Annotated in this window: 14 protein-coding genes; 8 read left to right on the forward strand and 6 right to left on the reverse strand. The window is 62.8% G+C overall.

Annotated elements, in window-relative coordinates; genetic code table 11:
* Positions 1-19: 19 nt before the first annotated feature.
* A complete protein-coding gene (gene fusA, locus DWU98_RS01095; RefSeq protein ID WP_115493630.1) occupies positions 20-2,059 on the reverse strand; it encodes an elongation factor G in 2,040 nt (679 codons plus the stop codon).
* Between the two features lie 310 nt (positions 2,060-2,369).
* Between fusA and DWU98_RS01100 the strand changes: the two genes are divergently transcribed.
* Genes DWU98_RS01100 through DWU98_RS01110 form a run of 3 tightly spaced genes read left to right on the forward strand, consistent with a single transcriptional unit; the run spans position 2,370 to position 5,909 of the window.
* Positions 2,370-3,359: a hypothetical protein gene (locus DWU98_RS01100; protein WP_230474610.1), complete on the forward strand. Its 990-nt coding sequence runs from the start codon at positions 2,370-2,372 to the stop codon at positions 3,357-3,359.
* Positions 3,360-3,413: 54 nt separating this feature from the next.
* Positions 3,414-5,396, forward strand: coding sequence for a hypothetical protein (locus DWU98_RS01105; protein ID WP_115493631.1), 1,983 nt, complete (start codon positions 3,414-3,416; stop codon positions 5,394-5,396).
* 15 nt (positions 5,397-5,411) lie between these two features.
* Complete coding sequence (locus DWU98_RS01110; protein WP_115493632.1) at positions 5,412-5,909, forward strand: GFA family protein; 498 nt, start codon at positions 5,412-5,414, stop codon at positions 5,907-5,909.
* Between the two features lie 69 nt (positions 5,910-5,978).
* Here DWU98_RS01110 and DWU98_RS01115 read toward each other — a convergent pair whose 3' ends face one another.
* From DWU98_RS01115 to DWU98_RS01125, 3 genes are all read right to left on the reverse strand, one after another.
* Positions 5,979-8,231 carry a xanthine dehydrogenase family protein molybdopterin-binding subunit gene (locus DWU98_RS01115; RefSeq protein WP_115493633.1) on the reverse strand — a complete coding sequence of 751 codons (2,253 nt, stop codon included), beginning with the start codon at positions 8,229-8,231 and terminating at the stop codon, positions 5,979-5,981.
* Complete coding sequence (locus tag DWU98_RS01120; RefSeq protein WP_115493634.1) at positions 8,228-8,764, reverse strand: (2Fe-2S)-binding protein; 537 nt, start codon at positions 8,762-8,764, stop codon at positions 8,228-8,230. The genes DWU98_RS01115 and DWU98_RS01120 overlap by 4 nt, the downstream gene beginning before the upstream one ends.
* Positions 8,765-9,090: 326 nt before the next feature.
* Entirely contained in the window at positions 9,091-10,410 is a 1,320-nt protein-coding gene (locus DWU98_RS01125) for an APC family permease (protein WP_115493635.1), read from the reverse strand.
* 235 nt (positions 10,411-10,645) lie between these two features.
* Here DWU98_RS01125 and DWU98_RS01130 point away from each other — a divergent pair, with 235 nt between their 5' ends.
* The gene (locus DWU98_RS01130) at positions 10,646-11,251 is read left to right on the forward strand and encodes an outer membrane beta-barrel protein (RefSeq protein ID WP_158544920.1); all 606 of its coding nucleotides are present in this window, start codon (positions 10,646-10,648) and stop codon (positions 11,249-11,251) included.
* A gap of 58 nt (positions 11,252-11,309) precedes the next feature.
* Here the strand turns inward: DWU98_RS01130 and DWU98_RS01135 are convergent, their stop codons facing one another.
* Both DWU98_RS01135 and DWU98_RS01140 read right to left on the reverse strand, forming a co-directional pair.
* Positions 11,310-12,182, reverse strand: coding sequence for a PhzF family phenazine biosynthesis protein (locus tag DWU98_RS01135; protein ID WP_115493637.1), 873 nt, complete (start codon positions 12,180-12,182; stop codon positions 11,310-11,312).
* Between the two features lie 200 nt (positions 12,183-12,382).
* Positions 12,383-14,311, reverse strand: coding sequence for a S53 family peptidase (locus DWU98_RS01140; RefSeq protein WP_115493638.1), 1,929 nt, complete (start codon positions 14,309-14,311; stop codon positions 12,383-12,385).
* 499 nt (positions 14,312-14,810) lie between these two features.
* On the opposite strand from DWU98_RS01140, the gene DWU98_RS01145 reads away from it, so the two are divergent.
* From DWU98_RS01145 to murL, 4 genes are all read left to right on the forward strand, one after another.
* Entirely contained in the window at positions 14,811-15,455 is a 645-nt protein-coding gene (locus DWU98_RS01145; RefSeq protein ID WP_115493639.1) for an outer membrane protein, read from the forward strand.
* A 141-nt stretch (positions 15,456-15,596) separates the two neighbouring features.
* A complete protein-coding gene (locus DWU98_RS01150) occupies positions 15,597-17,111 on the forward strand; it encodes a fumarate hydratase (protein WP_115493640.1) in 1,515 nt (504 codons plus the stop codon).
* 238 nt (positions 17,112-17,349) lie between these two features.
* Complete coding sequence (locus DWU98_RS01155) at positions 17,350-19,962, forward strand: bifunctional aspartate kinase/diaminopimelate decarboxylase (RefSeq protein WP_268990226.1); 2,613 nt, start codon at positions 17,350-17,352, stop codon at positions 19,960-19,962.
* A gap of 152 nt (positions 19,963-20,114) precedes the next feature.
* Entirely contained in the window at positions 20,115-21,464 is a 1,350-nt protein-coding gene (gene murL, locus DWU98_RS01160) for a UDP-N-acetyl-alpha-D-muramoyl-L-alanyl-L-glutamate epimerase (RefSeq protein ID WP_115493642.1), read from the forward strand.

Here is a 21,464-nt window from a genome sequence, read left to right on the forward strand (position 1 = left end):
GTGACAGGGGCTGGCGGGGTCAGTCTTCGTCCAGTTTGGGCTTCCATGCCTCGCTAAGTTGGCGTTGGACGGGTGGCGGCACCGGTTCGTAATGGCTGATGTCGAGGCTGTACCGGCCGCGACCGCCAGTCATGGCCTTCAGTTCAGTGGGATAGTCGGTGAGCTCGGCCAACGGTGCCTGGGCTTTGATCACCAGCTCGCCGTCGCGCTTGGCGTCGGTGCCCATGATGCGCGCGCGCTTGCCGGCCAGGCCGCCGGTGACGTCGCCCACACTGGGCTCGGGAATGGCCACTTCCACGTCCACGATCGGCTCGAGCACGATCGGCCGCGCCTTGGCGACCGCGTCGAGAAACGCCTTCTTGCCCGCGGCAACGAAAGCCACCTCTTTGGAGTCGACCGGATGATATTTACCGTCGTACACCGTCACGCGCAGATCCTGCAGCGGATAGCCGGCCACTGCACCAATTTCCATCGCCTGGCGCACACCTTTCTCGATGGCAGGAAGAAACTGCCCGGGGATCACGCCGCCTTTGACCGCGTCGACGAACTCGAAGCCCGCACCGCGTTCAAGCGGATCGACGCGCAGAAACACTTCGCCAAATTGTCCTGCGCCACCGGTTTGCTTTTTGTGACGATGATGTCCTTCGGCCGAGTTGGAGATGGTTTCACGGTAGGCAATGCGTGGCGGTTTCGTGATGACCTCCACGCCGTAGCGATCTCTCATGCGTTCCAGCATGATTTTAAGATGCAGATCGGAAAGTCCGCGAATCACCGTCTCGTTCAATTCCTTGTGGTGTTCGACGCGAAAGCAGGGGTCTTCTTCGGCCAGCCGCGACAGTGCTTGCGAGAGCTTCTGTTCCTGGCCCTTGTGCCTGGGTTCGAGCGCCAGCCCGAACATCGGTTGCGGAAAATGCAGGGGCTCCAGGTGGATGCTGTCTTCCTCGTGCGAATCGTGCAGCACCGCATCGAAATGAATGTCCTCCACCTTCGCCACGGCGGCGATGTCGCCGGGTATGGCCTGATCGATTTCCACATGTGACTTGGCGTTCGGGCGGAACAGGTGGCCGACCTTGAACGCTTTGCGGTTGTCGTCGATATACAGTTGGCTATCGCGCCGAACGGTGCCTTGCCACACGCGAAAAATGCTCAGCTTGCCCACGAACGGATCGTTCACCACTTTGAAGACATCGGCGATTACATGCGCATCCGGGTCCGGCTCTACCGCGAGCTGGCGGTTGTGGGCGTTGCGAAACGGTGGCGGATTGGCTTCGGTGGGATTGGGTAGCAAGCGATCGAAGATATCCAGCAGCTCGCTCACGCCCGCGCCCGTGCGCGCACTCACGAAGCAGATCGGCACGAGGTGCCCTTCGCGCAGGCATTGCTCGAAGGCGTCGTGCAATTGCTGCGGCGTCAGTGCATCTTCGCCCGCATCCAGGTACGCACCCATGGTGGATTCGTTGATTTCCACCACCTGGTCGAGAATGTGCTGATGGGCTTGTGCGAGCGAGGAAAAATCAGTGCCGCCGTCGCGATGGAAAAAACAATCCAGCACAGTGCCGGCGTGCTGGGCAGGCAGATTCACCGGCAGGCATTCGCTGCCGAACTCCTCGCGTAGCGCGTCCACGAGCGCTTGCAGGTTGACGCCTTCGGCATCGATTTTGTTGACCACCAGCAAGCGCGCCAGACCGCGCAAGCGCGCGTGCTCCATGATCCGGCGCGTGCCGTGTTCAATGCCGTTGGCCGCGTTCACGACCACGGCAACGGTTTCCACCGCGGCGAATGCGGCGAGCGCGCCGCCACGGAAATCCGGGTAGCCGGCCGTGTCGATGAGATTGATGTGGCAGGTGTCGCGGTCGATGCTGGCGATGCAGCTGTCGATGGAATGGCTGCGCGCCTTTTCCTGTGGATCCGTATCCGATTGCGTGCTGCCGCGCTCTACCGATCCCATGCTCTGAATCACGCCACCGGCGTGAAGCAACGCTTCGAACAACGTGGTCTTGCCCACGCCGGCGTGACCGGCGAGCGCGATATTGCGGATATGTTCCGTGTGGTAGGACACGATGCGACCCTCCTTAAGCGTGAGGCGCGACGCGTGCGAAGACCTACGGCACCGCACGAGGCCGCGCGCAGCGGCTGATGCTGGCGGGCCGTCATGGTCGTCCTTCGCGTGCGGGACGTAGGGCGGTCATGGCGGGGAGCGGCAGGGACGCCGGGCGTCCTCTGTCGTTCGGTTAGCCTTCTCTCATTGACACGGATGGTCAAGCTGCACTGCGAAGACAGTTCGGCGACAATCGTTAATCCTGTGTGATCTGCCCCCGGAACCGTGCCGCCGCGGCATGGTCTGTGGAAGACCATTCACCGCCCGCACGATGGCCGCAAGGCGTGGCCTGGCTGCAAACCGAGGACGGCTTATCGAACACCCTGATCAGGTCGAGCACCATCGCTGGTTTCCGCCGCCGAGTGACGGGCGCCACGGATTGGCCCCACTCGATGCCTCCACGCGCGCCATGCTGCACGAAATGCGCTGGCGCAAACCGCCGCGTGATCGCCGCCGCCTGTGGGTAGGTCTGGCGATTGCGCTGGTGTTGCACGTCTTTTTCGTGGCGGCGGTGTGGTACGAGATGAAGCCGGCCGCGCCACGACCGCAAGTGGTGAATGTCGAACTCGATCAAGGCATCCAGGTGCATTTCATCACGCGTCAGCCAGCACATGCGCAGGTTTCGTTGCCGCCGCTTATGCCTCCCCCGCCGCCAGCGCGTGCACCGGTTTTTTCAAAGCACGCGGTGCATACGACCGAAATCTCGACGGCACCGCAACCACCCGCACCGGCGAGCTCCGCGCCACCTCCGCTGCTGTTCGATCGCACCGGCCGCATCGTGCTGCCGGCCAATGCATCCAGCGCACCCACTGCACCTGCGCCCGATTATGTGCAACGCGCTCCGCAGGGCGACACGCAGATCATGCGCAATCGTGATGTGATCAAGTACAAACCCACCGGCTTGAACCCGTATTGGCGCAAGAGCACCGATGCCGTCGACGATATGCTGCAGAAAGTGGTCGAAAAAACCACGGTGACGAAAACAATCCAATTGCCTGGCGGTGTTCGCATCCATTGCGGCGTTTCGTTGGCCGCATTGGCGGGTGGATGCGGCGGTGATCCGCCGCCGCCGCCACCGTCGACCGACGGCGATGAGCGCTTGAACATGGCGCCCGCACCGCTGGTGAAAGGTACAAACATGCCCAAGCCAGACCTCGCCACGTGCATCGCGGACTACCGCGCCGGCAAACCGCTGCCTTACGGGTGTCCGGTCGATACGCCTGCGCGTGTGGTGGATGTGCAAAAGAAGCCCAAGTCATAGCAGCACTGCCGCGGAGGCGGATAGAAAAAGCGCCATGCCCATTACACTGGCGCCATGTCGCAGCCGCCTCCCGATAAGCCCGCCTCGCCCAGACAGGTCGTCGTGATCAAGTCGCCGCGCGATGCGGCGACGTGGGCGATGGTCTATCGGCGCCGCTTGCGGGACAAACCGCGCGATCGGCTGCTGAACCTGTTGGGATTGATCGGCACGCTGCTGGTGCATCTGATGGTGCTGCTCGGGGTAATACTCGGCCCCGCTTATGAGCTGCCGCCACCGCCGCCTGAGCCGAAAGGCAATGCATTGTTGGTGCGCCTGATCGAGAACAAACCCCAGCCGCCGCCACCGCCGCCGCCGATTCGCGGTGTGCCCCCGAAGGAACACGGCCCGACGCATCGCGGCAACACGGCACAGGTAACGCACGCCACCCACGAAATCTCGACCGCCGCCCCCGTCGCTGTCGTGACACAACCGCCTGCGCCAGCGCCCAAACAGGAGCCGGTCGTCGCGCAGAAGCAGCCACCGGCGGCGCAAAAGCAACAGCAATCAGCCGCGCCATTGCCACCGATCACGCTACCCAAACCTTCGCCGCCGCCGATCGTGCAGCCCACGCCGGTGGGGTTGCCGCCTCCGGCGCCGTCGTTGCAGGCGGTGCAGGTTCCGCAGCCGATACCGCCGCCATTTCAACCCGAACCCGTGCGCAAACCGCAACCGGAAGGCACGCAGCCGATGCCGCCGCTGCCGTCGGTGGCGCTTCCCACGCAACCTGCGCAATCGGCATTGACGGCGGCACCGCCCACGATCGCGGCGGAAAAACCATCGTTGACGCCGGTGCAGATGCCCAGCGTCGCAACCGTACAATCCAGCCAGGCTGCGGCAGCGCCGCCATCGCCGTCGCTGCAGCCGATTCCGCAGCCTGCGCAGGTGTCGCCGACGGTGAACTTGCAAGCACTGGCCACGCCATTGGTGACGCCCAGCGTGTCGCGCGTATCGCCGGTGGAGGCGGGTCCGGTCGTGCGTCCCCAGGAAACCCCGCAACTTGCGCCGGTTCCCGTCACGCCGACGGTTGCGCAGACGCCAAGCGTCACACCCGCGGCGCCGGCGCTCAGCATCGAAGCGCCGAAGCTTGCCGTGCCGGAGGTATCGCTGCGCCCGCAGATGAGTCCGGCGCCGTCCACGACACCGGCCACGCCGCAGACACAAACCAAGCCTGCCACCTCGCCCAGCACCGAAAAGGCCACGGTGGCCACCAGCACTCCCGCACCAAGCACCTCGCCATCGAATGCGCCCGCGAACGAAGGCAAAGAAAGCGTCAGCACGGCACCCAACGCCACGCCTCAAGGCAGCGAAACGGCCAATCCCGGGCAGCCTAACGGGGTGATCCAGTCGGCAACAGAAAACAACGGCAGCCAAGGCACACAACCATCGCCGGCCATCGGTACTGGCAACAACACGGCGGGCCAGACGGGTGGCGGTACGCCCGGTACGCCAAACGGCACCTATATCCAGCTCAAGCCGCGTGGCGACACGGAGATCATGTCGCACAACACGAATCTTCCGAAGTATCGCCCGACCGTGTTCGATAAATACTGGACGCCGGAAGGGGAAAGTTCCGTCGACACGGCATTGCGACATGCCGTGGAAAAAACCACGATCAAACACACCTTCAACCTGCCGCAAGGCGTGCGTATCCAATGCGCGATTATGCCGCTGCTGCCCTCGGCGCTGTTCGGCTGCCACAATCCCGATCCACCCGCGCAGCCGTTGGATAAGAAGGTCTACGATCGCTTGAACCTGCCGACGCAGAATGCGTCGATACCCAAGACCGCACCGGCGCCCGCGGCAAGTGCGTCGGCGCCTGCGTCACCCGTTGTGTTGGACAACAGCGCCGAGTGCGCCGCGGCGCGTCTCAGTGGCGGCCCGCTACCGCCGGGCTGTGAATCTTCTGCGCCGGTTACGTCACTGCCGTCGCCGAAGCCGTTCAACGCGCCGGCGCATGCGTCGAGTTCATGGGTGCCGGCGAGCGATCAATTCCACTGACGAGGTAGCGATGCCATGAACGAAGGTGCCTACGCTTTCGAAGGCGGTTGCGATTGCCGGCGGGTGCGTTATCGCATGACCGACAACCCGTTGTTCGTGCATTGCTGCCATTGTCGCTGGTGTCAGCGTGAAACCGGCAGCGCGTTCGCGCTCAACGCGATGATTGAGGCCGAACGGGTGGAGCTGCTTTGTGGCGAGGTGGACGTGGTGCACACACCATCGTGCAGCGGGCGAGGGCAGAACATCTCGCGTTGTCCGGAGTGTCGCCTCGCTTTATGGAGCACCTATGCGGGAGCGGGTGAGCTGATCCGTTTCGTGCGTGTGGGTACGCTCGACGATCCAGATCGTTTCCCACCGGACATCCATATCTACACGCAATCCAAGCAGCCGTGGGTGATGATTCCAGCGGGCGTGCCGGTGCTGGATGCGTATTACGATCGGGAGACGTATTGGCCGCAGGCGAGTCTCCAACGGCGGCGCGCGTTGTTGGCAAAGGTGGGTAGGGCGAGCTGAAAGCATTGCGCTGCATACTCCCGTCGCCAGCGCCCTCCCCTGCAAGCAGGGCAGGGGGCGCATCGCGCTTCACAGCAACCGCAGAAGTTCCTTCATCAACGGCAACCTGCGCACGCGCACCGCGCTGACACGGAACACGGCATTGGCAAGCGCCGGTGCCGCGGTGGGCATCGCCAGAAAACTTGCGCCGGCAGGGTCGCCTTCGCCCGGCACGGTGATCACTTCAACGCTGCGCGGCAACTGCGCCATGCTGGCAAGGGGGTAATCCTTCCAGTTGCTCTGCTGCACTTTGCCGTCCTTGACGGTAATGGCAAGGTTGAGCGCAGTGGAAAGTGCGTCGAGCGTGGCGCCGGCCACCTGGCCTTCCAGCCCCATCGGGTTGATCACGCGGCCTACGTCCACCGCGCATACGACGCGATCGATGGTGAGTTTTTCACCCTGCATCGACACTTCAATCGCGTGTGCGACGTACGCGCCGTCCATGTACCAGCAGGCGATGCCCAAGCCATTTACGGAGTGCAGCCAATCCTTCCAACTGATGCGATCGGTGACGAGCTTCAAGACATTCGCCAGGCGTGCGGTGTCGATGGCACCACCACCCTGCAAGGGAATCAATCGCGGTTCGCCGATCAAACGCAGGTGGGTGAGGAGTGGATCTTCCTTCAGCCCATGCGCGATCTCGTCAAGGAAGCTGCCCACGACAAACGCATTGGCGACATCGGGCATGCCGCGATGCGGACCGCGCGGCAGCGAGGAGGCAACGCTGAACCAGTCACTGCGGTAATTGGGTACCAATCCAGCGGGCAATTGATTGGCGCCCACTTCGGAGGTCCACAAATGATCGCTCGACACTCCACGCCCGGTGAGCGCCGATGCACTGGCCATGCGCTGGTTCCAGGCAATGATGTTGCGCTTGGCATCGACGATGGCGTTGAGTTTGTGCACGCAGCCGGAGCGATAGAAATCGTGCGAGAGGTCTTCGTCGCGCGGCCAGAACAGTTGCAGCGGCTTGTCCACTTCCTTGGCCAGCAACACCGCTTCGGCGACGTAATCATGATCGAGGCGGCGGCCGTAACCGCCGCCCACGCGTGGTACGCGAATGTCGATCTGATCGGGTGCGAGGCCAGTGAGGCGCTGCACTACCGTCCACGCTTGTCGTGGCGATTGCGTGGGCACATAAAGTGTGGCGCTGGTCTTGTCCAGGCGCACCAGGCAATTCATCGGCTCGGCGGTGGCGTGCGCAAGCCAGGGCTGGTAATACACCGCTTCGACGCGGCGCGCAGCCTTGCGTTTTGCTTTGTCGATGTCCCCATCATCGCGCACGCGCGTGGTGGGGGCGGCGTCGCTGTTGAGCAGCCCCGTGGCTTGTTGTTCCAGTGCTGCGCTGCTTTCGGTACCACTGGCGCCGGGTTTCCAGGCGAGTTTCAACGCGCGACGGCCTTGCAGCGCGGCCCAGGTGGTTTTTGCGATCACCGCCACGGCAGGTGCAATCACCGTTTCACCGGGCGGCAGCTTCGGATCGGGCTTGAGCTCCACCACTTTCATGACGCCCTTGATGGCAAGCGCTGCGCTGCTGTCCAGGCCGGTGAGCTCTCCATCCGGCCATGGGCAATGCGAGAGCACGGCGACCACCATGTCACCGAAATGCTGATCGAGTGCGTAGGGCGTTTGTCCCGTGACGATCTCACGCGCGTCGACGTCGCCGGCGGACTGGCCGATCAAGCTGTAATGATCCGGCGCCTTGAGCACGATGGGCTGCGGCGTTGGCGTGATCTTCGCAGCGGCCGCCGCGAGCGAGCCGTAGCTGAGGCGCCGGCCATCGGGCGCGATCACGGTGCCTTTTTCGGTACGCAAACGTTCGGCGGCTACGCCGAGCTGTTGCGCGGCGGCCTGCAGCAGCAGCCGGCGTGCGAGTGCGCCGGCGGAACGCAAATCGCGCCATGCGCGCGGGATGGAATTGCCCGTGCCACCGACTTGCTGGCCATACAGCCAACGCGGCTTGCCATTGTCGTCGGCGACGCCGAGGCCCAGCGGAATCACACGCACGCGTTGCCAGTCGGCATCCATTTCATCGGCGATGATCCGCGTGAGCGAGGTCGCCACGCCGGTGCCTGTTTCCGGATCGCGCGCGCCGATCAGTACGCTGCCATCCGCGTCGACGCGCACGTATGCGCCCAATTCGGACAATGCATCGCCCAGCATGTCCGATGGCACCGGTGGCGTGCTCGCATCGGCGGCGCCAATGCCCACGATCAATGCGCCCGCAGTGCCGGCCATCACCTGCAAGAAGCGGCGGCGAGACAACCGGACCGTGCCGCTCATGCCTTCGCTCCCTGCTTCATGGCCGCCACGGCACGCTTGATGGCTTGGCGCACGCGCGTCTGGCAGCCGCAGCGACACAGATTGGGCAGCGTGTCGATGTCGTTGTCGGAAGGGTTCTTGATGCGGTTGAGCAGGTCCATCGAGGCCATCAGCCAACCCGGCGTGCAATAGCCGCAACCGATCGCATCTTCATCGATGAAAGCCTGCTGCAGCGGATGGAGGTTGCCCTTGGTATCGGCCAAGCCTTCCACCGTAACGATATGTTTGCCGCCGAGCTTGCTCATCGGTATGCCGATCGCGGAGGTCGCCTTGCCGTCCACCAGCACCAGGTCCGCGCCGCCTTTCCCATGCTCGCCACCGTATTTGGTGCCGTTAAGCTGCAGCACGTCGCGCAAGTACCACAGCAACGGCATGTCGGGATCGCCGGTATGGCGGAAAGATTCGCCATTGATGGTGAGATCGATGCCCGAACGAACCGGCACCGGCGTGATATCCGTGGCTTTGGTGGGGAGCGCGGCGTGGTCTTGCGCCATCAGGTAGGGTCTCCTTGGTACCTATCTGAGCATTGTCGCATCGGCGCAAGAATTTTGGGGATGCTCTGGTCAAATCTACGCAGGCGTCACCAGTGCTTTCCGTTCGCAGGCCACAGGACCACCGGGGAAGGCAGATTGGCTGTCTGCCGACATGATGGGCCGAAGGCATGCGGAGGGACAGCGCTGGCCCGAAGGGTGATGTTCAGAAGGCCCGCAGGCTGCGCCGCGCGACTTAAAACAGGCGGCCAGTCTGCCCTGCGTCGCGCAACACATCCTGCGGGCCTTCTGAACAGCATGCCGCCTACGTAGGTTTGATCAGAGCATCCCTAGTGCACCGGGCTGAACAATCGTCGCCAGACCAGGTACACCGGAATGCCGGCCGCCATGATCACCAGGCCGATCCCCGTATTGACCAGGCTTGTACGCAGGCTTTGAACCACCACCAGCGCGATCGTGGCAATGAAAGTCAGCGGCAGCAGCGGATAGCCGGGTACGCGGAAAACCACCGCTTCGCTGCGCTGCCGATGGCGGTACCAGAACAGCGTGCTCACGCCGACCGCGCAGGCCAGCCAGTCGCCGAAAGTGGCATAGTCAAGCAGCTGGCCATAACTGCCTGAAAGCACCAGCACGATCGACCAGCCCACCAGCAGCACCAGCGCCAGGTTGGGTGTGTGGTGGCGCGGATGCAGACGCCCCACGCTGGCGAAGAACAGGCCGTCTTCACCCATCACCTGCAATACACGCGCGCCGGCCACCAGCGTGATGTTGCAGAAGCCGAAGGTGGAAATGGCGATGCCTACGGCAATGAGCTTGGCCCCGGCCGAGCCGAACACTTTGCCCATCACATCCGCGGCGGGCGTACGGCTGAGCGCCAGTCCGCCGTGGCCCAGCACGGCCAGATAGGCCACATTGACCAGTGCATAGGCGACGATCACACCCAGCATGCCCAGCAGCAGCGCGCGGGGCAGCGTGCGTTGCGGTTCCTTCACTTCGCCAGCCAGGTTGTTGAGGTAGGTGAAGCCGGAGTAGGCGAACAGCACCGGCAGCGAAGCGCTCATGAAACCCACGCCGCGGTGCGCCGGATCGGCCGCCAGCAGCGGCGTGCTGCCCACCCCCGCGAGAAACAGGCCGCACACTACCAGCACCGCTACCGCCAGCAGCTTCAGCAGCGTGAAGAGGTTCTGCATGTGCACGCCGAACTTCAGCCCAAACAGATTGATGAGCGCCACCAGGGCCAGCGCGCCAATCGCCAGCGGCGTGGCCATGCCGGCGGGCAATCCGAACACCGCGGCGGCGTAGCTGGCGAAAATGGTCGCCACCGCCGCGCTCGAGCCGGAATAGATCACCAGCAGCATGGTCCAGCCAAACAGAAATCCGGCCAGCGGGCCGAACGCTTCACGCAGGTAGACATAGCTGCCGCCGGCATGCGGGCGGCGCGCGCCCAGCTCGGCATAGCACAGCGCGCCGATCAGCGTGAGCACCCCGGCGCCTACCCACATCAGCAACAGCGCCAGCCCCGATTCGGTGCGCTGCGCGGCAATGCCCGGGTTGAGAAAGATGCCGCCGCCAATGATGCCGCCAATGACCACCAGCGCGGCGTCTCTCAAGCGAAGACTGCGCTGGTAACCCGTAACCGGTGATGTCATGACTGCGCCTTTGGGATCGGAAAGCCAGAGCATCGCAATCGGGTCGCGTCACGGCAAGCTGCCAAGGGCGGCCCTTGCGCCGCTGCCGGCGATTTTTACAATGGCGGCCCCGGTCGCCTGCACGGTGGCTGGGTGTAAAAGCTTGCACAATCAGGATCGTGCAAGTGAAGGAGGGGATGCCGGTCAAGTGACCGGCGCATCGCATCGACAACAAAAACTAGCAAGCAGGGCTTCAATGGACAAAAGGATTTCGATGATCGCCGTGGCGTTCGCGCTCGCGGCCGTTTCCAGCAGTGCGATGGCGGTGGACGGCAACTTCTTCGTCAACGGTGAAGTGGCCGGCTCCAACGCCAACATCAGCAACCTTCAAAACACCACCAGCACGGCCGGCGCCGTTCGCCTGGGTTACCTGTGGAACGGTGGCCCGATGACCTGGGGCGTAGAAGCCGGTTACGTGGATCTGGGCAAAGTCACCGGCAGCTACAACGACTACACCTACACCTACGGCTATTCGCCAAGCCTGCACGCGTCGGTCACCAACCGCGGCAGCATGCTCGGTGGCAACTTCAAGGCGCACTTCGGCCAGAGTGATTGGTTTGTTTCCAGTCGGCTGGGTTGGTACCACTCCAATGTGCATGCTACGGTCAACGATGCCTACGGCACCACGTCGAGCAGCGCCAGCGGTGACGGTGTGTATGCGGGCATCGGCTTGGGCTACGACTTCACTCAACATGCCGGCATTGCGTTCAACTACGACAGCTATCAGACCCATGCGGATGGTATCTACAGCCGCCGTTTCAACACCGGTATGTACGGTGCCACGTTCGAATACCGTTTCTAAGCGCGTGTGACATGTTCTGCAACGGCCGCCATCGCGCGGCCGTTGCGATGTTTGTCGTTCAAAGTTCCAGCTCGCCGCGAATCGTAATCACGCAATCGCCGCCAATGGTGATGGCGCCGCTGGCAGGATCGCGTGCGACATCCACATAACCGTCACGCTGAATTTCGCGTCCTTGGCTGGCGCGGTAGCGCGATCCGTAGCGATGCGCGCCACGCTCGGTGAGCAATGCCATGATCGCGGCGTTGGCGCTGCCGGTGACCGGATCCTCCGGAATATCGTCGGCCGGACAGAACGCGCGCACTGCCATGGCAACACCGCCTGCGCGCTCGGCGCCGAAGACACTCACCCCGATGGCGTGGTAGTTGCGGCACAAAGCGGCGATGCCCGGCAAATCGGGTTCAAGGCCGCGCACGTGCGATGCATCGCGCAGATCGCAGATCAGCCAATGCGGTCCATTGTCGACGAGGCGCAACTGCTCCTCGTCCAAGGTGCAACGCAGTGCATCGCCAACGAGCCGACGTAATGGGTCATCGACGCGATGCACGCGCGCAGGTGGGGCCTGCACATGAATGCTGCGCTCGGCATCATCGCCATCGACGCGGATAGGTAACAGACCCGCGGCGCATTCCTGGATCAACGCATGCTTGGTGCGTGGAACCAGCCCAGCTTCGATCGCCGCATACGCGCTGCCGACGCTGGGGTGGCCGGCAAACGGCAACTCCTGGTGCGGTGTGAAAATGCGCACGCGGTAATCCGCTTCCGGCGTCGTCGGCGGCAGCAGGAAGGCGGTTTCCGAAAGATTGGTCCAGCGGGCGAACGCACGCATCGTGTCTTCATCGAGGCCATTGCCATCGATCACTACCGCCAGCGGATTGCCTTTCAACGGTTGGCGGGAAAATACATCGAGCTGCATGAAGCGGCGTTTGGACATGGATACACCACGTTGCGAGATGAGTGCTCATCATAGCAATTGATATCCGTGCTCATGCCCTCTCCCCTGCGCGGGGAGGGAAGAGGGCGCCTGCGTACCGCACGATTTGAATTCACCGCGAGGTTGTTTGACCCCACCCTGACCCTCCCCTGCGTCGTAGGGGAGGAAATACATTGCGGCGAACTCGCGAGTCCAGTGACTTAAAACCCGCTACGCAAGAACACATCCAGATTCGCCACATCCAGCGCGCCGATACCTGCACCCGGATTGTAGTGCGGGGCACCGTGGTAGAACCAGTTGTCGCCGGCGCGAATGCTTCTGAACGCGGAGAACGAGCCGTAGCCAAAGATGTTCTGCAGCGCATATACCTGCGGGTTCCACAAGCCGATGCGATGGCCCGTGCTCTGCCGCAGCAAGGCGCTGATGCCGTTGAGCTGCGGCGCCACGAAGCTGGTGCCACCTTCACCTGAGTTGAGGCCGCCGTCTACGGTGGAAACATACAGATAGCCAGTCTCCGGATCGGCATTGAGCGAAATATCCGGTACGTTGCGGCCAGCGAAATGGCTGGGCAGCTTCAGCAGCGTGGTGGGGCCGGCGCTGGGATCGTTATAGACCAGCGATTGGTTCGGTTCGCTGCGACGGATGCCGTTGGTGAACAACTGATAGAACGGCGTATGCCAATACACGCTCACGCCGCCGCCGCCGCCGCCCGATGAGAACAGATTGATGGGCTGAACGTAGGTGTCGAAGTAGTTCTGGATGTAATCCCAACCCCATACGCTTTCCTGCGTTATCGACGCGACCGGACCGTTGCCGAACGCATAGCTGTACGGCGTGGTGGTGCCGCCGGCTGCGGTGATGTACGGATCGGAAGCCGGCGCATCCACAGTAAGCGGTGCGGTGAAGTCACCTGCGCCGGTGCCGGTGCCCAGTTCGCGCACCGTGTCATACGCGCCCGAATCGCCCGCTGCCGCGAACAGCGACTGCCCTTGCACTGCCGCTTCCAGGAAGATGGCGTGGAACGCGCGCAGATCGCCTGCATCGGTGGTGTCGGTGTCGCTGGCGCCATTCACATTGAGCGCGGCGAAGTCGAAGATTTCCGGACCGCCCCAGCTCGTTGAAATGCTGTCGGCAACGTTATCGGAAACCGCTTGCGCAAACGCATCGACATAGCCGGACTGCGTATTGGGCGCGTCATACACCATGATGTTGGCGTACGGCGCAATGCCGCCGGACTGCTCCACATCGATGCTGGTTTCACCGCTGCCGCCATCGATGGCGCCACCGCCGTCCACATGCACCTGGGTGATGCGGTTGGGCTTGGTGGCAAGGCCGATATCCGACCAATACGTGGTGGCGTCGCTCGGGTAGAAATTCGACAGCGTCACGATCGCCACGGTCGAACCTTTACCCACTACGCCGCGTTTATAAAGCGGATTGATGTCGTAGAAGTTGGCCACGTCACCCACGGTGTACTCGCCCGGAATGCCAGAGGCAGTGGGGTTGCTGCTGGCGCCGCTGGAACCCTTCGCCGACAACGCATTCGTTTTCGCATTCGCTGCGCCGAGCGCTGCAAATGCCGGCGCGGAGACATGATGAGCACGATAGAGGTTCTCGTTGCTCAGGCCGGAGATCACATCCACGACGTCGCTGATGGCCGAAGGCACCTGCGGATGGATAGCCGGCTTATGGAAACCACGACCATTCTCATGCGAGACATAGTTGTGAACGGAGGTCTGGAACAGCTGGTTGAACTGCCCTACCGTGCCGCTGATGCGGACCGCAAGATGGCTTGGCAATACCTCGCCGCTCAGCCCCTGGGCGCGCAGGTAAGACTGCACGCGCGCGATGTCGGCATTGGTTGCGCCATATTGCTGCGCGAATTGGCTGGTGCTGAGGAATTGCTGATAGTGCGCGCTGCCTGGCGTGACGGTCTGGCGGATGTAATCCTCCAGCGCTGCTTGATTGTGCAACTTCAAAATCAAGGTGACTTGCGCGGTTTGATTGGCGGGTGCCGCGCCTGCGTCCACTGCAGCCGTGGTGGACGCAGCCCAGGTGCAGGCACTTGCGCCGGCCAGTAGTACGCCAAGGGACATCGAAAGCGACTTGCGATGCAGCGTTGCAAACATGTTGCTCCTCCCGGATGAGCGCAGGGCACGCACGCAGGCGGCAGAGGCGCAAACGACACGCACTTTGCCGTGCACGAACGGAGGCCGTTGCGCATGTGGCTGATAAAGGTCTTCCCTGCGACGTTGCCCGTCCCCCTGGCGATCAGCATCGCGTCGCACAAATGAGCCTATAGCGCTGAAACGGAACCTGGAAGTTTCTGAAATGCATGTAGGTGAGAAGACATTTCATGTGGCAGTGATATCTGAAATTTTTCTCGACTTAACGGCAAACTGACCTTGTCTGCGTCGTTCATGCAGAACAAATCGCGTGCCCAGGTTTGCATAGGCATTGCCTTAAACGGATTTGCGTAGGTGAATCCCTACCTTTGCATCGGATGTCTCTTTAGGTATCCGCAGTGCGATTGGGTACCTTTTGCAAAATTTTTACGCCCCGAACCGCTTCCCCCTATCGCGCGGTTCGATCGATGGAATCCCCTAAAACCCCACAAGGAGTTCACTCATGCGCACGCTCGCATCCCTCGCTATCGCGCTGTCACTGGGCACGGTTTCGTCCGCGGCTCTGGCCGACAGCGGCAACGCCTTCGTCAATGCCAACGCGGGTGCCTCCCATTACAACGTCAGCAATCCGTTTTCCGGCGTGGCAAACAACCACTTCAGCAACACCGGCAAGGCCGGCGCACTGCGCGCGGGCTATCGCTGGAACAGCGTGGTGGATTACGGCGTCGAAGCCGGTTATGGCTTCCTTGGCAATGCCAATGCATGTGCCAGCGCGGATGGCGTGGGTGCCGGACGCGTGCAGGTGAAGACGCGCGGCTGGCTGCTGGGCGGCAACCTCAATTACAACATCAGCGAACATTGGTATCTGGATGCGCGTGGTGGTTGGTTCCGGGCGCGCACTCTGATGGAAAGTCGCTTCCTGGGCACCAGCCCGGCCAACTACAAGATGGGTGCTAGCGCAGTAGCCGTGGGTACCGGCGAATACTTCGGTGTGGGTGGCGGCTACAACGTCAACCAGCACTTCAGCGTCGGTCTTGCCTATGACACGTATCGTGCGCCGGTTAGCAAGGGCGGTGGCGACCGCAGCATGTTCGAAGGCAGCAACCGCATCGGCATGTACTCGCTGCAGGCTGAATATCGCTTCTGATTCAACTGTTTATTGCTATCCAAAGCGGTCGCCTCGTGCGGCCGCTTTTTTTATGCAGGGCGTATTTGGGGCACAATAAGGTGGTTATGCCCAACGAGTGCAAGGCTCGCCGGGCGTCATTCCCCAGCCGAAGCCATCGCCATGACCATCATCAAGCAAGACGATCTGATCCAGTCCGTCGCCGACGCTCTGCAGTACATCAGTTACTACCACCCCGTCGACTACATCACCAGCCTCGCCAAAGCCTATGAGCGCGAGGAATCGCCCGCCGCCAAGGATGCGATGGCACAGATCCTGATCAACTCGCGCATGGCCGCCGAAGGGCATCGCCCGCTGTGCCAGGACACGGGCATCGTCACCGTGTTTTTGAAGGTGGGCATGAATGTGCGCTGGGACGCGACGATGAGCCTGGAGGACATGGTCAACGAGGGCGTGCGCCGTGCTTATAACGATCCGGACAACAAGCTGCGCGCCAGCGTGCTGGCCGATCCGGCCGGCAAGCGCAGCAACACGAAAGACAATACGCCGGCAGTGATCAATGTTTCGATCGTGCCGGGTGATACGGTCGATGTGATCGTCGCGGCCAAAGGTGGCGGTTCGGAGGCCAAGTCCAAGTTCGTCATGCTCAACCCTTCCGACTCCATCGTCGATTGGGTGCTCAAAACCGTACCGACCATGGGCGCCGGCTGGTGCCCGCCGGGCATGCTGGGCATCGGTATCGGCGGCACGGCCGAGAAGGCGATGCTGCTGGCGAAGGAAGCACTGATGGAAGAGATCGATATCCAGGATCTGATCGCGCGCGGCCCGCGCAATCGCGCCGAGGAACTGCGCATCGAGCTGTACGAGAAGGTCAACGCGCTCGGTATCGGTGCGCAGGGGCTGGGTGGCCTCACCACCGTGCTCGACGTAAAGGTCAAGGATTACCCCACTCACGCCGCCAACTTGCCGGTGGCGATGATTCCCAATTGCGCGGCCACGCGCCACGCGCATTTCACCCTGGATGGTTCGGGCGCGGTGATGCTCGATCCACCGTCGCTGGAAGACTGGCCCAAGCTCACCTACGACACCTCCAAGGGCCGCCGCGTGAATCTGGACACGCTCACGCGCGAGGATGTGGCGACCTGGAAGCCCGGCGAAGTGCTGCTGCTCAACGGCAAGCTGCTCACCGGCCGCGACGCCGCGCACAAGCGCATGGTGGATATGCTGAACAAGGGCGAGACGCTGCCGGTCGATTTCAATGGCCGCTTCATCTATTACGTGGGCCCGGTCGATCCGGTGCGCGAAGAAGTCGTCGGCCCGGCCGGCCCGACCACCGCCACGCGCATGGACAAATTCACCGAACAGGTGCTGGCGCAGACGGGCCTGCTGGGCATGGTCGGCAAGGCCGAGCGCGGCCCGGCCGCCATCGAGGCGATCAAGAAGCACCGGTCGGTGTATCTGATGGCGGTGGGCGGCGCGGCATATCTGGTGTCCAAGGCCATCAAGGCCAGTCGCGTGCTGGCATTCGAGGATTTGGGCATGGAGGCGATCTACGAATTCGAGGTCAAGGACATGCCGGTGACGGTGGCCGTGGATTCGGCCGGTACCTCGGTGCACAAGACGGGGCCGCGCGAGTGGCAGGCGAAGATCGGCAAGATTCCTGTATTGGTTGAATGAATGCGACCATCTGCTCCCTTCTCTACGTGCAGTAGGGGAGGGCCGGGGTGGGGTGCAGCCATGCGCATCGAACTCGAACTTTGCGGCAAGCTCACGCCACCGAAGCCCTCCCGGCAAGCGGGGGAGGGCGTCCCGCATTTAGCCATCCAAACGATATGCCCAATCGCCGGTTGCATTCCGGCTGACGCAGCGCAACACTGGCGGAATTGACTTTTCCGCAGCCCTAGACAGAGAAACCGTGACCTCGAACGCCCCCGCGCCGCTTTCTGCCGGCGCTCCCTGGATCGTGATGAAGTTTGGCGGCACCAGTGTCGCCACCCTGCCGCGCTGGCAGAACATCCGCGAACTCGTTGCCAGCCGTCGTACCGAAGGTGCGCGCGTGCTGGTGGTCGTGTCCGCGCTCACCGGCATCACCGACGCACTCAAACACATGTGCGGCCAGGAAGACAAAGGCAAACGTATCGAGGCGTACAAAGCCATCGCGCAGCGTCACTACGATCTGCTCGATCACATGCAGCTGCCCGTGCCCGACACGCTGGCCGCGCGGTTGCGTGATCTCTCCACGCTTGCCGAAGATGGCCCGGCCGCGCTGGGCGAACTGGCGTGGGCCGCGTTGATCCAAGCGCACGGTGAATTGATGTCCAGCGCGCTGGGGGCTTCGTTTCTCACCCACAGCGCCTTGACCACGCAATGGGTGGATGCACGCGAGTGCCTTGCCGCGATCGCGCTGCCCAATCAGAACGAGCGCACCAAGCTGCTCTCGGCGATGGTCGAGGCCAAACCCGATGCGGCCCTGAATGCACGCCTGGCGCAGCTGGGCGAGGTGTTCATCACGCAGGGTTTCATCGCACGCGAAGCGCAGGGCCGCACGGTGCTGCTCGGTCGTGGCGGCTCGGATACATCGGCCTCGTATTTCGGTGCATTGCTGAAAGCGCAACGGGTGGAAATCTGGACCGACGTGGCCGGCATGTTTACGGCCAATCCGCGCCAGGTGCCAGGTGCGCGCCTATTGCAGAAACTCGACTACGAGGAAGCCCAGGAAATCGCTTCCACCGGCGCGAAAGTGCTGCATCCGCGTTGTCTGTCGCCGCTGCGCGAACCGCGCGTACCGATGCTGATCAAAGATACCAACCGCCCCGAGCTGGACGGCACCGTCATCGGCCCTGAAGTGCGCGAGCACGCGCCCAGCGTCAAGGCGATCAGTGCGCGCAAAGGCCTCACGCTGGTGTCGATGGAGTCGGTCGGCATGTGGCAGCAGGTCGGCTTCCTTGCCGATGTGTTCGCGCAGTTCAAGCAGCATGGTCTGTCGGTGGATTTGATCAGTTCGGCCGAAACCAACGTGACGGTGTCGCTCGATCCCACCGAAAACCTGCTCGACTCCGATGCCGTGGCCGCACTCGCCAGCGATCTTGCAAAGGTATGTCGCGTCAAAGTGATCGCACCGTGCGCGGCCATCACCATGGTCGGCCGTGGCATGCGGTCGATGCTGCATACCTTGTCCGGCGTATTGGCGGAGTTTGGCCAATTGCGCGTGCACCTGATTTCGCAATCGTCCAACAACCTCAACCTCACCTTCGTGGTGGATGAGAGCGTCGTCGACGAGCTCATCCCTCGCCTGCACGAAATGCTGATTGCCGCCGGCGCACTACGTACGGACGACAGTGCGCTGTTCGGGTCGAGCTGGCAAAGCCTCTACGGCAGCGGCGAAACCGTGGTTGCCGCCGATGCGTGGTGGCGCAGCGAGTGCCGCGATCATCTGCTCGCGCTAGGCGCGCAGGCGACGCCGCGCTACGTGTATCACTTGCCGACCACGCGCAAGCAGGCGCGCGAGCTGAAATCGCTCACCTCGGTCGATCGCCTGCATTATGCGGTGAAGGCCAACACGCATCCGGCCATCCTGCGCGCGCTGGCCGAAGAGGGGTATGGTTTTGAGTGCGTCTCGCCCGGCGAATTGAAAGCCGTCATGGCCGCTGTGCCTGAGTCGGCACCGCTGCTGTTTACGCCCAACTTTGCGCCGCGAGAGGACTATGCGTGGGCGTTCACCACTCGCGCCACCGTATCGCTGGATTCGCTCTATCCGCTCGAGCATTGGGGCGACGTATTCCGTGGTCGCGAGATCGTGCTGCGTGTCGATCTCGGCCGCGGGCTTGGCCATCACGAAAAAGTGCGCACGGGCGGCAGCGGCAGCAAGTTCGGCCTGCCGGCGGATCAGATCGATGCATTCCTGCGGCTTGCCGATGCGCATGGCGTTACCGTGCGTGGCCTGCACGCCCATTTGGGTTCGGGCATCCTCGACGTCAAGCATTGGGGCGAGGTGTACAGCCAGCTCGCCAGCCTCGCCGAACGCATTGGCAGCGTCACGTTCCTGGATATCGGCGGCGGCCTGGGCGTGCCTTCGCATCCTGGCGAAGCGCGGTTGGACATCGCCGCGCTGGACGATGTGCTGCGCAAGGTCAAGGCGGCCTATCCGCATTACAAGCTTTGGATGGAACCGGGCCGCTATCTCGTGGCCGACGCCGGCGTGCTGCTTACGCGCGTCACACAGCAAAAAGGCAAGGGTTCGTGGCGCTATCTGGGCGTGGATACGGGTATGAACAGCCTGATTCGCCCCGCGCTCTATGACGCCTGGCACGAGATCGTCAACCTCACCCGCCTGGACGAGCCTGCGACCGCGCTGTATCAGGTGGTCGGCCCGATCTGCGAAAGCGGTGACGTGATCGGCTCCGATCGCCGATTGCCCGAAGCGCAGGAGGGCGATGTGGTACTGATCGCCCAGGCCGGCGCTTACGGCAAAGTGATGTCTTCGCCTTACAATCTGCGGGATGAGGCGCAAGAGATCATTCTCGAGTGATGCTCCTGCTTTTCCCCTCTCCCTGCGGGGGGAGGGTGCAGAATGGTGAAGGAGTGTTGGCGGCCATCACGGACGCTCTGGCGAGCGTGGCCCCTCACCCCAGCCCTCTCCCCGAAGGGGAGAGGGCGTAAGCGCAAACTGGAGCTTTTTGAGTGACCCAACCGATCCAACCCCGCCTGACCCAGGTCTTCCACTTCGTCCGTCATAGCTATGCCGACGGCGTGGCGGAGCTGGTGTACGCGTTCGACCACGGCGAGGAACTGATCGAGCGCGTGCGCTTTCCCGCACCGCCGGCGCTGACACCGGAGCGCAAGCATGCTTTCGATGCAGCGCTCAAGCTGCTGCATCTGATTGCCGGCATCAGTTATTACAAAGCAGGTGTTCCGCCGAAGCTCGAAGTGGCCGATGGTCCGCTTGACGATGCGACCGCCGACTTGCTTGAGGCGTTGTATCTGCACGGTCTGGCCGAATTCGCCTATCGCAACGGTCTGGATCTGCGCGGCCGCATTGCGTTCCCGCGCTCCGGTGAGCCGTCCGGAAAAGTGGAGGCACCGGTGCTCCACTTGCCCAAACGAACCCTGGTGCCCATTGGCGGTGGCAAGGATTCGCTCGTCGCTGCTGAAGCGATCAAGCAAATGGGCGCCGATGCCGCCGCCGTTTGGGTGGGCAACTCACCATTGATTGCAGCGTGTGCGGAACGCACCGGGTTGCCCACACTGAACATTCAGCGCGAACTCGCGCCGGGCTTGTTCGAGTTGAATCGACTGGGTGCGTGGAATGGCCATATTCCTGTCACTGCGGTGAACTCGGCCATTCTCGCCGTCGCGGCCGTGCTTTACGGTTACGACAGCATCGCCTTCGCCAACGAACGCTCCGCATCCGCGGCCACGTTGGAATACGAAGGGCAGCAGGTCAATCACCAATGGAGCAAAGGCTTCACGTTCGAGCGCCTGTTGAGTGATTGGCTGCATACGCATGTCGCTGCGGATCTCGATTATTGCTCTTTGCTTCGCCCGTATTCGGAGCTGGCCATTACGCGCGCGTTTTCAAAGCTCGCGCCGTATTTCGGCGTCTTCTCAAGCTGCAACCGCAACTTCAAGATCCTGGGCCCGAAGCCGGCCGATCGTTGGTGCGGCCAATGTCCGAAGTGCCACTTCGTGTTTCTTGCCTTGGCGCCGTTCCTCCCCAAGCCACGTTTGCTTGCTATCTTTGGCCGCAATGTGCTCGATGACGAATCGCAGGCGGCAGGCTTCGACGCGCTGCTCGAATATCACGATCACAAGCCGTTCGAATGCGTGGGCGAGGGTGCCGAAGCGCGTGCTGCCATGTATGCACTGAGCCAGCGGCCGGAATGGCAGGAAGACGCACTCGTGGCGCGTTTCCGCAGTGAAATCCTCCCGCAGCTCGATGCCTCACGGCTCGCGCTGGAGCCGTGGCTGCAACCCGCGGGCGAGCACCGCGTCCCCGCACGTCTGCACGCAGCACTTGCGGCCATCGGCTGA

This window comes from Dyella monticola, from assembly GCF_003363155.1.
Classification (GTDB): domain Bacteria; phylum Pseudomonadota; class Gammaproteobacteria; order Xanthomonadales; family Rhodanobacteraceae; genus Dyella_B; species Dyella_B monticola.